The 12,426-nt window shown below is 61.0% G+C and carries 7 protein-coding genes; 3 read left to right on the top strand and 4 right to left on the bottom strand.

Annotation, left to right across the window (positions count from 1 at the left end; translation table 11 throughout):
• Window positions 1-181: 181 nt before the first annotated feature.
• A complete protein-coding gene (locus AC5SEM_RS13380; protein ID WP_123594334.1) occupies window positions 182-1,198 on the top strand; it encodes an ABC transporter substrate-binding protein in 1,017 nt (338 codons plus the stop codon).
• A gap of 126 nt (window positions 1,199-1,324) precedes the next feature.
• Entirely contained in the window at window positions 1,325-1,825 is a 501-nt protein-coding gene (locus tag AC5SEM_RS13375; protein ID WP_495473278.1) for a hypothetical protein, read from the top strand.
• A gap of 73 nt (window positions 1,826-1,898) precedes the next feature.
• Here the strand turns inward: AC5SEM_RS13375 and AC5SEM_RS13370 are convergent, their stop codons facing one another.
• From AC5SEM_RS13370 to AC5SEM_RS13355, 4 genes are all read right to left on the bottom strand, one after another.
• Window positions 1,899-2,378: a copper chaperone PCu(A)C gene (locus tag AC5SEM_RS13370; RefSeq protein WP_077572416.1), complete on the bottom strand. Its 480-nt coding sequence runs from the start codon at window positions 2,376-2,378 to the stop codon at window positions 1,899-1,901.
• Entirely contained in the window at window positions 2,378-2,983 is a 606-nt protein-coding gene (locus AC5SEM_RS13365; RefSeq protein WP_008079652.1) for an SCO family protein, read from the bottom strand. The genes AC5SEM_RS13370 and AC5SEM_RS13365 overlap by 1 nt, the downstream gene beginning before the upstream one ends.
• A gap of 157 nt (window positions 2,984-3,140) precedes the next feature.
• Complete coding sequence (locus AC5SEM_RS13360) at window positions 3,141-4,535, bottom strand: efflux transporter outer membrane subunit (protein ID WP_495473277.1); 1,395 nt, start codon at window positions 4,533-4,535, stop codon at window positions 3,141-3,143.
• Window positions 4,536-4,568: 33 nt separating this feature from the next.
• Window positions 4,569-5,363, bottom strand: coding sequence for a helix-turn-helix transcriptional regulator (locus tag AC5SEM_RS13355; protein ID WP_077572420.1), 795 nt, complete (start codon window positions 5,361-5,363; stop codon window positions 4,569-4,571).
• Window positions 5,364-5,840: 477 nt separating this feature from the next.
• Here AC5SEM_RS13355 and AC5SEM_RS13350 point away from each other — a divergent pair, with 477 nt between their 5' ends.
• Window positions 5,841-12,251, top strand: coding sequence for an amino acid adenylation domain-containing protein (locus tag AC5SEM_RS13350; protein WP_495473276.1), 6,411 nt, complete (start codon window positions 5,841-5,843; stop codon window positions 12,249-12,251).
• Window positions 12,252-12,426: the final 175 nt, after the last annotated feature.

The raw sequence follows: 12,426 nt of genomic DNA, 5'->3' as shown, positions 1-12,426 counted from the left end.
GTAGGAGCTGCGGCACGCTGCGATCTTTTGATCTTGTTATCGGAACCCGGAATCAAAAGCTCGCAGCCTCCTTTCGCTCAACAACCCGTGCTATCGATATGCGATAAAGATATTTAATTTATGTTTTTTATATCTATAAAGTCAGGCCTTTCAGCAAACCACCCCATGCTGCGAGGTTGTCATGGCCACACCGTTCAAACGTTCCGCACTGACTCTGTTGGCCGCTTCTCTGGCCGCGAGTGCGTTGTTCAGCACCGGCGCTCAGGCCGAAGGCAAGATCAGCATCGCCCAGCAATTCGGTATCGGTTACCTGATTCTCGATGTAGTGCGCGACCAGAACCTCATCGAAAAACACGGCAAGGCGCAGGGCCTCGACATCAAGGTCGACTGGAACAGCATCTCTGGCGCCACGGCGATGAACGAAGCGCTGCTCACCGGATCGCTCGACGTGGTGTCTGCCGGTGTCCCGCCGATGCTCACCGTGTGGGATCGCACCAAGGGCAAACAGAACGTCAAAGCCATCGCCGCACTGGGCTCGATGCCCAACTATTTGCTGACCAACAACCCGAACATCAAGACGCTCAAGGACTTCACCGACAAGGATCGGATTGCCGTGCCGGCTGCCGGCGTGGGCTTCCAGTCACGCACCTTGCAGATCGAAACCGCCAAGGAATTCGGTGACGCGCAATTCAAGAAATTTGACGATATCTCAGTCAGCCTGCCGCACCCCGATGCGACCGCCGCGCTGATCGCCGGCGGCTCGGAAATCAACTCGCACTTCTCCAGCCCACCGTTCCAGTATCAGGCTCTGCAGAACCCCAACGTGCACAAAGTGTTGAGTTCCTACGACGTGCTCGGCGGCCAGGCGACGTTCAACGTGCTCTACACCACGGAAAAATTCCACGACGAAAACCCGAAAACCTATAAAGCGTTCTACGACGCGTTGGCTGAGGCTGAGAAGATCATCAAGGCGGACAAACCGGCGGCGGCTCAGGCGTACATTCGTGTCGAACAGTCGAAACTGCCGCTGGCCCTGGTCGAGCAAATCGTCAAAGACCCGGAAATCGATTTCACCGTGGTGCCGCAGCGCACCTTTATCTATGCCGAGAAATTGCAGGAGCTGGGCGTGCTGAAGAACAAGGCCGACAGCTGGAAGGATTACTTCTTTGAAGAGGCGCATAGCGGCGCGGGGAGTTGATAATGCGTCGTCGGAAGGGAACGCCGTGGGTTGTTTCTGGACAGCGTAATAGCCACTCAGTAGCATTCGACTCCAACGGATTATCCCTTCGCACGTCGTCCGACGTGGAACGCTCAAGGAATCGACATGCGCGACACCCCCATCGACCAAAAACGAACGGTCGTGACCCAGGTCAACGGCGAGATTCGCTATGAAACCCAGATCAGTTTCAGCTCCATGTCGCTCGTCGATGGCGACATTCGGGTGCATCGTGCTGAAGGCAATCAACTAGACGTTCCGGTGGCCGGGGCGGACTTCGCTTGGCGCATTGATCTGGATGGGGTGCACAGAGTACCGGTGACGCCGCAGGCAGCGGTTGAACCGGTTGAACCGGTGCGTGCCGATGACGGCTTGAAGTTGTTCACCTCGAAAACCGTGTGGATCACTCTCGGGTTGTGGTTCTTCGTCAGTTCGGTGTTCGGTTGGCTGGGGATTGTGGTGGCAGGCGGATATCTCGGTTACCAGTGGCGTGAGGTGGAAAAGCGCAAGGGACAGTTGGCCAAGGCAACCGTCGTTGAAACCGTGACCCGTTCCGGCTCGGGAATGTCGCGGGAAAGCGTGCGCAACGCGTTGGCCCGCAAGCGTTAGTGCATACCCCCCAAAAAAAGGGGCGGCCTGATCATCGATCGGGCCGCCCCTTTTTTATTGCCGCTCAGTCAGATCAATGCATTTTGCTGTGATCGTGACCTTCCATGTTGGTCAGCGCGCGAACCGGCGCTTTGACTTCGATGGTCTCTTTCTCGCCTTTGGCGTTTTCCACGGTCAGGGTCAGCGGCACGCTTTCGCCTTCCTTGAGCTGACCGGTCAGGCCCATCAGCATCACGTGGTAGCCGTTCGGATCCAGCTTGACGGCTTTGCCGGCCGGCAGCTCGACAAACTTCACCGGGCCCATGCTCATGACGTCGTTCTTCATGGTCATTTCGTGGATCTGCACGTCTTTGGCTGCTGGCGTCGCGACGCTGAGCAACTTGCTGTCGCTGTCGGCGGTGAGGGTCATGAACGCGCCGCTGGCGGACTGGGTCGGCACGGTCGCGCGCACCCAGGCATCGTCGACTTTGGTCTGCGCCGAGACCTGCGAGGCCAGGCCAAGCAGGGACAGAGCGAGTACGGCACGTTTGATGTGGTTCAAAACAGGTTGCATCAGCAAACCTCCATAACAGTAAGCAAATCTTCCGTGCATTGTTCTGCCGAAAGCGAGGTGGACAGACCCAGGCGCAAGCCGCCATTGGAGTCGTAAACGTAACTGGTGGCGGTGTGCGAGATGGTGTACGTGTCGCCGGCCGGGACTTTCTCGTAGAACACGTCGAATTCCTTGGCCGTGGCCGCGGTTTCCTCAAGCGTGCCGTACAGCGCAACGAACGTCGGGTCGAAGGCTTTCATGTAGGCGTCGAGGATTTCCGGGGTGTCGCGCTCGGGATCGAGGCTGATGAAGATCACCTGCAAGCGGTCGCCATCGGCGCCCATCAGTTTCTTGATTTTCGCCGCGCGGGCGAGGGTGGTCGGGCAGACTGCCGGGCACTGGGTGAAGCCGAAGAACACCATCGGCATCATGCCGCGAAAGCTCGACAGCGTCATGGTTTCGCCATCGGTGTTCTTCAGTTTGAAGGTGCGCCCCATGATCTTGTTACTCAGATCCTTGCCGTACTTGTACGACAGTTGGCCACGGGTGTCGCAGCCGGCGAGCAGGCCTAGCCCGAGCACGCCCATTCCCGCAAGCACCTTGCGGCGAGTCAACAAAGCCGTCATCTAATACCGCCTTTTGCAGCCCGTCAGTCGGCAGGACTGGCGGGGGGTTAACCGTAAAAGCGGCGCATGATACCAAACTGAGGGCAGAGGCCGGCCATGGATCGCCGCACGGCACAGGATCGAGCGACAAAAGGTGTAAGAAAAAGTGACGACGGACTCACTGCAGCCGTGAATCCTCAACGCTCCAGCCGCCGCCCAGCGCGGTGTACAGATTGACCTCGGCGACCAGTTGCGCGAGGCGATCGGTGATCAGACCTTGCTGCGAACTGAACAGCGAGCGCTGCGCATCAAGGAACGTCAGGCTGCTGTCGACGCCATTCTGATAGCGGTTTTGCGCCAGGTTGTAGTAAGTCTGCGTGGCCGCGACCAGATCGCGCTGCGCCTGCAATTGCTGCTGATACGTGCTGCGCGCGGCGAGGCCGTCGGCGACTTCCTGAAACGCGGTCTGGATCGATTTTTCGTATTCGGCCACCGCCACGTCTTTCTGTAGTTTCGAATAATCCAGGCTGGCGCGCAGGCTGCCGGCATTGAAGATCGGCAGGCTGATCTGCGGCTGAAAGGTCCACGCGCCAGAGCCACCGCCGAACAATCCGGACAGGTCACGACTGGAGGTGCCGGCATTTGCCGTCAGGCTGACACTGGGGAAAAACGCCGCCCGCGCTGCGCCGATATTGGCGTTGGCGGCCTTGAGTTTGTATTCGGCCTGGAGAATGTCCGGACGCCGTTGCAGCAGATCCGATGGCAAACCGGCCGGCAGTTGTTGCACCAGATCGCTGGCCAGCGGACGGCCGGGCAGGGCGTCGGGCACGGGTGCGCCGACCAGCAAGGTCAGGCTGTTCAAGTCCTGCGCGACCTGCCGCTGATAACGCGCCAGATTGGCCCGTGAGCTGTCGACGCTGGTCTTCGCTTGCGCCTGCTCCAGCGCTGACGATTTGCCGGCCTCGCGGTTGCGCGTGGTCAGGTGCAGGCTCTGCTCATCGGCAGCGAGGGTGTCACGGGTCAGTTCCAGCAGCTCCTGATCGGCACGCCAGGTCAGGTAGGCGTTGGCGACGTTGGCGACCAGACTCAGCTCGGCACTGCGCCGCGCCTCTTCGGTCGAGAGCCAGGTTTGCAACGCCTGCTCACTGAGGCTGCGCACGCGCCCGAAGAAATCCAGCTCATAGGCGCTGATACCGAGGTTGGCCGAGTACGTCGAATTGATCAGCGCTTTGCCTTGGGTCACGCTCGGCGGCATGCGCTGGCGCAACTCGTTGGCATTAGCCGACACCGCCGGGAACAGGTCGGCGCGCTGAATGCGGTATTGCGCCTGGAACGCTTCGACGTTGAGTGCCGCCACGCGCAGGTCGCGGTTGTTGACCAGCGCGCTTTCGATCAACTGTTGCAGCGCCGGGTCAGTGAACAGTGTGCGCCAGTCCTCGCTGCCCGTTGCAGCCTGCGTTGCTGTCGGATACTGCGCGGCGGTGGGGGAAGCGGGGCGCTGATACTCGGGAATCAATGAACAGCCGCCCATCAGCACCGCGATGGACAGCAGGGAAAGTCGCAACGTCAACATCGAACTGCCTCATGCATTAAAAGAGCGTTGTGCTCAGGCGCCGGCCATCCATTTCGCCAGACCATGGCGACCACTGACCCCGAGTTTGGCCGTGGCGCGTTTCAGGTACGTCTCGATCGAACTGTTCTTGACCCGCAGCTTTTCCGCCATTTGCGGCACGGTGCCGCCGGTCAACAGGCCCAGGCAGACTTCTTTCTCACGCACCGACAAAGCGATGTCGCTGATCGCCAGGCGCTCGTCGAACACCTGGGCCAGCGGCGCCTGGTCCAGCTCGGCCAAGGGCTGGCGCGGTTGTCTGGCGAGGAGTTGCCGGCTGATCTGCGCGTGGCGTTCGATCAGTGGCAGCAAGGTGTCGGACAGGCGCTTGAGAAACGACAGTTCTGGCAGGGAAAACACCCGTTGGGTATGCGGTCGGTAAAACGAGATGACACAGCGGCGGTTGGACGTGCGCGAGACCAGATTGCATTGGTGAGCACTGTGTTGCGGATGGCGAGGCTGCAGCGAGGCTTTCAGTTGAATCAGCAGCGAGTCGTTCATCTCGATCATCTTCTGCAACAGCGGATGATCGTCGGGGCTTTCCAGCGGCTCGGCCGGTGCACAGGTTTGCGTCAGCCCGGCGCTGCCCAGCGGTTTGATATCGAGCACGCTGGCCTGACGCTCATCCAGCGTCCACTCACTGAGATCCACCCGATTGACCGGCACCAGCGTGTCGACCAACTGGAACATGTTCGTGGCGAAGTGATCATCGCCGGTGCTTGCAATCAGCTCACCCAGTTGCCAGTAGAAATGCGGGTTTTCCATATTGCGAATACTGCCGGTCAGATTCATATCCTTGTCATCCCTGGTTCAGAACCATCACTGAATCGTCTGCCGATTATGCAAAAGCCACCCACGCCGTCATTTCTCCTTGAACACGATCTGGAGCGGGATTTAAGCCTATGGATTTGTCCTACGTCTGTAGGGGAAAACAGGGACACAAAGTGCCACTATTTCTGATTGTTGGCGCCGGGGTTCTGACGCTGTTGAACACCGGCGTAACAGCGAGCGTGACTGTTCAGTCACGCTCAAGCCCCGGAAAACCGGGCGATGGTGAAATGTGATAGGCAGCGCTCTGGCAAATGGCGGCGCTGGTATGTGGTTTTTTTCCTACAAGCTTTTCAGTATTTCCTCTCCGAATTTTTAGACGTTGCCTGCGATAACCACGCCGATGGCGCATATCAGGGTGGTGATTGTCCGGGTTTCAGGTGTCATGTCGGCGTCGGGGCCGATGCTTGAATACCGGCAAAATCACATGAGAAGGATCTTATGCAGCCTACTTCTGCCAACGTGGCGGACGATCTGTCCGTGCCTGTCGAAACATTCGCGCTGACCGCCGCTCAACGGGATATCTGGCTGGACCAACTGAGCCGCGGAGATTCGCCGCTGTATAACATTGGTGGATATGTCGAACTGACCGGGCCGCTGGATCCGGCATTGCTGCAATCGGCACTTGAATATCTGATTGAAGCCAATGATGCCTTGCGCATTATTCTGCGATCGGACGTTGGTCACGACGGGTTGCCGTTGCAAGGGTTTGCCCAAGCGTTGCCGGTGGCCATGCCGCTGCATGATGTCAGCAGCCAACCTGATCCACAGTCGGCTGCCCGGACACTGGTCGAAGCGCAGATGGCGCAGGCCTTTGTGTTGAGCGGGCAAGCGTTGTTCCGCTTCAGTCTGATTCGCCTCGATCGGCATCGCCACTGGTTGGCGGCCCAGGCTCATCACTTGATCATCGATGGCTGGGCGTTTGCGCTGCTGTTCAAGTCGGTAGGGGAGATCTACAGCGCGTTGTGCCGTGGCGAGCATCCGCGCAGGGCGGCACCGTCCTATGTCGGCTTTATCGAAGATGATGCGCGCTACCATCAGTCACCTCGCTACGAGCGCGATCAACGCTACTGGCTGGACAAGTACCGCCGCTTGCCCGAACCGTTGTTGACCCCCCGTCATCGCGAATTTCTTGACGCTGAAGCAGCACCAAGTCGCATCCACATCGAGGCTTTTCCTGCCGTGCTGCACGAGCGCATGAAAGACTGCGCGCGACGATTCGGTGGCTCGGCCTTTCATGTGTTGCTGGCGGCGCTGCATGTGTATTTCAGTCGTACCGCCCAACGTGATGAGTGGGTGGTCGGCTTGCCGATTCTCAATCGTTCCGGTGCCCGCTTCAAAAGCACCTTGGGCTTGTTCACCCAGGTCAGTGCGATGCGCATGGGTTTTGGCCGGGCGCTGTCATTTGGCGACTTGATCAAGGTGATCGGCGATAGCCTGAAACAGGATTTTCGCCATCAACGCTACCCGCTGAGCGAGATGAACCGCGCGCTGGGCCTGTTGCGTGAAGACCGTGCGCAACTGTTCGAGCTGTCGGTGTCCTACGAACAGGACGACCATGACTACCGTTACGGTGAGGCGTCGGGACACTCGGTCAAGGTCTCCAACCAGCACGAGGCGACACCGCTGGCCCTTCACCTGCGCAGCAACCGTTACAACGACAAGGCCTGGCTGCATCTGGTGTACTCGCCGGCCTATTTCACGGCAGACGAGATGGCGTCGTTGACCGAGCGCTTGTTGCTGATACTGGAGCAGGGTCTGGAATGTCCGGAACTCGCGATCGCCGATTTCAACCTCAATAGCCCGGCAGAGCTGGCCCTGCTCGATGAGTGGAACGACACCCGTGTCAGTTATCCGCAAGGCCCACTGATTCATCAGCGATTCGTATCCCGAGTGGCCGAACAACCGGACGCCGTGGTCGCGACGTATCAGGGACGAACCCTGAGCTATGCCGAACTGAACCAGCAAGCCAATGCGCTGGCCCATCATCTGCTGGGCCTCGGTGTGCGGCCGGATGACCGGGTGGCAATCGTCGCGCGCAGGGGCCTGGAGACATTGGTCGGGCTGCTGGCGGTTCTCAAGGCTGGCGCCGCTTATGTGCCGATTGACCCGGCGCATCCGCCCGAGCGCCTGAGTTATCTGCTCAGCGACAGCGCTCCGGTGGCGCTGCTGACGCAAAGTGATTTGCGTGATCGCTTGCCCGCCACAGTGCTGCCAGTGATTGAGCTTGATCGGCGCGAATGGTCGCTCGACAACACGACCGATCCTGACCTGCCGGGGTTGGCCACGAACAACCTCGCTTATGTGATTTACACCTCAGGTTCAACCGGCTTGCCCAAAGGCGTGATGGTCGAACACCGCACGTTGGGCAATCTGGTCGACTGGCACTGCGCGGCATTCGGACTCGCTCCCGGGCAGCACACCTCGAGTCTGGCCGGCTTCGGTTTTGACGCGATGGCGTGGGAGGTCTGGCCGGCGTTGTGTGCCGGGGCGACGCTGCATTTGTCACCCGCGAGCGAAGGCAACGAAGACATCGACGCGCTGCTCGTCTGGTGGCGGGCGCAGCCGTTGGATGTCAGCTTCCTGCCAACGCCGATTGCCGAATATGCCTTCAGCAAACAACTCGATCACCCGACCTTGCGCACCTTGCTGATCGGCGGCGATCGTCTGCGCCAGTTCAACCGTGCGCAGTCTTTTGCGGTGGTCAACAACTATGGCCCGACCGAAGCCACGGTGGTCGCCACGTCGGGGTTGATCACACCGGGGCTGGCGTTGCACATCGGCAAACCCGTGAGCAATGCCACGGCGTATTTGCTCGATGATCAGCAGCGCCCGGTGCCGATCGGCATCATCGGCGAGCTGTATGTCGGCGGCGCCGGGGTTGCCCGGGGTTACCTGAATCGTCCGGATCTGACGGCCGAACGCTTCCTCAACGATCCGTTCAGTGCACAGCCGGATGCGCGCATGTACCGCACCGGCGACCTCGCACGCTGGCGCGCCGACGGTAAGCTTGAGTACATCGGTCGTAACGACGATCAGGTGAAGGTCCGTGGTGTGCGTGTCGAACTGGGCGAAATCGAAGCGGCACTCGCCAGCCATGCTGCGGTGCAGGAAGCCGTGGTGCTGGTGCGTGACGGTCAACTGTTGGCGTGGTTTACCGAGCGTGAAGCGCTGGACATCCTGCAACTGCACGCGCACCTGACATCGCGTTTGCCGGCCGCCCTGTTGCCGGCGGCTTACGTGCGCTTGGCAACGTTGCCGCTGACGGCCAACGGCAAGCTCGATCGCCAGGCCTTGCCGGCGCCGGGGCCGGAAGCGCTGATCCGGCGGCAATACGAGGCGCCCCAAGGTGACGTAGAAATCGCCTTGGCGCAGATCTGGGCCGAGGTTTTGCAGGTCGAACGGGTAGGGCGTCACGACCATTTCTTCGAGCTGGGCGGGCACTCGTTGTTGGCTGTGGGCTTGATCGAACGCATGCGCCAGATTGGCATGAGCAGCGATGTTCGCGTGCTGTTCAGCCAACCAACACTGGCCGCATTGGCTGCAGCGGAGGGCAGCGGTCGCGAAGTCGAGGTGCCGGCCAATCGCATTGCCGCCGATTGCACGCACATCACGCCAGAGCTGCTGCCACTGGTGCAACTGGATCAGGCGATGATCGAACGCATCGTCGCGACGGTGCCCGGCGGTGCCGCCAATGTGCAGGACATCTATCCCTTGGCGCCGTTGCAGGAAGGCATTCTCTATCACCACATCACCGCTGCGCAGGGCGATCCGTACCTGCTGCAATCCCTGCTGGCGTTCGACAGCCTCGAGCGGGTCGAGGCCTTCGCCGCTGCGTTGCGTCAGGTCATTGCACGGCACGACATCCTGCGTACGGCGGTGGTCTGGGAAGGGCTGACGTCGCCGGTGCAAGTGGTATGGCGCGAGACCATTTTGCCGGTGCAGGAAGTCGAACTTGACCCTGCTGGTGGCGCAATCATCGATCAGTTGCACGAGCGCTTCGACGCGCGGCGCTATCGCCTCGACGTCAGTCAGGCACCGCTGCTGCGCCTGATGTATGCCCGTGACCCCGTGCATAACCGGGTGGTCGGCATCTTGCTGTTCCATCATTTGGCGATGGATCACATCGCGCTGGAGGCGATGCGCGAAGAAATCCACGCCTGCCTGTCCGGGAGCGCTGAACCGCTGGCGGCACCGGTGCCGTACCGCAATTATGTGGCGCAGACGCGACTGGGTGTCAGTGAACAGGAGCATGAAGCGTTTTTCCGCCAGATGCTCGCCGACATCGACGAGCCAACCTTGCCGTTCGCTTTGCAGAATGTGCAGGGTGATGGCAGCAACATCGAAGAAGCCGCGCAAACCCTGACGAGCGATCTGTATCAACGTCTGCAACAGCAGGCGCGTCTGGCCGGCGTCAGCGTCGCCAGCCTGATCCACCTCGCTTGGGCGCAAGTATTGGCGGCGACATCCGGCCAGCACAGCGTAGTGTTCGGCACGGTGTTGATGGGGCGCATGCAGGGCGGTGCGGGGGCCGACCGGGCGCTGGGGGTGTTCATCAATACCTTGCCGCTGCGGGTCGATGTCGGCGAAGGCGCGCGCGCGGCGGTGAAGTCCACCCATGCACGCCTGACCGCGTTGCTTGCCCATGAGCACGCTTCTTTGGCGCTGGCTCAGCGTTGCAGTGGCGTTGCTGCGCCGGCGCCGCTGTTCAGTGCCTTGCTCAACTATCGGCACAGCGATGATGTCGAGCAAAAAACCTCCCGGCAGACCTGGCAAGGCATCGAGACCCTGGCCAGCGAGGAGCGCACCAATTACCCGTTTACCCTGAGTGTCGATGATCTCGGCACGGGCTTGCGTCTGACCACCCGAACCCTGTCGAGCATTGGTGCGCAGCGCATTTGCAGTTATGTGCAGTCGGCGCTGAACGGTTTGGTCGAAGCTTTGGAGACTACGCCGCAGCGGCCGCTGAATAGCCTGCTGCTGTTACCGCAGGAAGAACTGCAACGGCTGCTGATCGAGTTCAACGATACGGCAGTCGACTGCCCGATGGATCAGCCGCTGCAGGCGCTGTTCGAACAACAGGTGCAGCGCAAGCCGGATGCCATCGCCGTGCAGATCGCTGAGCAACGCCTGACCTATCGCGAGTTGAACGAGCAGGCCAACCGCTTGGCCCATCATCTGCGTGGTCTGGGCGTACAGCCGGATTCGCGGGTGGCGATCTGCGTCGAGCGTGGGCCTGAGCTGGTGATCGGTCTGCTGGGCATTCTCAAGGCTGGCGGTGCTTATGTGCCGCTCGATCCGGATTATCCGCTGCAACGCCTGAACTACATGTTGCAGGACAGCGCACCGGTCGCGCTGCTGGTGCATGCCGCGACGCGCGATCTGCTCGGTGAAGCGGGCGTGCCGCTGATCGATCTCGACCTCGGTGCCTGGCAGGAGCAGCCGCACGACAATCCGCAGGTGCCGGGTCTCGGCGCGACGAACCTGGCCTACATGATCTACACCTCCGGCTCCACCGGTACGCCGAAGGGCGTGATGATCGAGCACCGCAGTGCCTGCAACATGGTGCACTGGGGCTCGCAGTTGTCGCCGCCCACTGAACACGGGGCGTTGCTGCAAAAGGCCCCGTACAGTTTCGACAGTTCGGTGTGGGAGATCTTCTGGCCGCTGTGCTCGGGCATGCGTCTGGTGCTGGCGCGGGCCGATGGCAATCGCGATTCGGCTTATGTCACGCAAGTGATCCGCGAACAGAACATTACCGTGGTCAAGTTCGTGCCGGCCTTGTTGCAGCAGTTCATCGAGCAGGACGATGTCAGCCAGTGCACCAGCCTCACCGACTTGCTCAACGGTGGCGGCGAGTTGACCGTCGCGCTGGCCCGGCAAGTGCGCGAGCGCCTGCCGTGGGTGCGTCTGCACAACGTCTATGGGCCGACCGAAACCACGGTCGACAGCAGCGGTTGGACGCTGGAGCCCGGCGAGCCGGTGCCGCCGACGCTGGTGCCGATCGGCAAGGCGCTGAGCAATACGCGGCTGTATGTTCTCGATGCCTTTGATCAGCCAGTGCCGTTAGGCGTCAGCGGGCATCTGCACATTGGCGGGGTGGGCGTGGCGCGCGGCTATCTGGGCTTGCCACAACTGCAGGCCGAACGCTTTATCGACAGTCCGTTCGTGGCCGGTGATCGCTTGTATCGCACCGGTGATCTGGTGCGCTACGGCGCCGACGGCAACCTCGAATTCCTCGGTCGCAACGACTTTCAGGTCAAGTTGCGCGGGGTTCGTCTTGAGCTGGGCGAGATTGAAGCGCGGCTGCTCGAACATCCGGCGATCCGTGAGGCGGTGGTGCTGGTGCGCGATGAGCGGCTGGTGGCTTATTACACCCTGCGTGCCGAGCTGACTGCGCCGACGCTTGAAGCATTGCGAGCGCATGTATTGGCGCAGTTACCGGAGTTCATGGTGCCCGGTGCCTACGTGATGCTGGCGGCGCTGCCCCTGACGCCCAATGACAAAATTGACCGCAAGGCATTACCGGAGCCGGGGGCGGAGGCACTGCTCAGCCGTCCCTACGAGGCACCCGAAGGTGACGTGGAAAGTGCTTTGGCGCAGATCTGGGCGCAGGTGCTCAAGGTCGAGCAGGTGGGGCGCCACGACAACTTCTTCGAGCTGGGCGGGCATTCGTTGCTGGCGGTGAGTCTGGTCGCGCGCATGCGTCTGGCCGGCCTGCATGTCGACGCGCGCACGCTGTTCAGTCAGCCGACGCTGGCAGCGCTGGCGGCACAGACCTCGCGGCAGGCCAAGCAGGTCGAGATCGCCCAGACCACCATCCCCAACCTCAACCGCAAACGCCGTCTCTGATCCTCGGACACAAAACCTGTGGGAGCGAGCCTGCTCGCGAAGGCGTTGGTTCAGTCAATGATGATGTCGACTGACCCACCGCTTTCGCGAGCAGGCTCGCTCCCACAGGGGGCTTGCGGTGCTCAAGCACACGGCTTGTCCCCGCTTCCCATGTCAGACACCCACGCCCCGATGT

Source organism: Pseudomonas sp. CH61 (genome assembly GCF_059429415.1).
The sequence above is the reverse complement of the archived record's forward strand: the minus strand, read 5'-3'. Positions and strand labels throughout refer to the sequence as shown.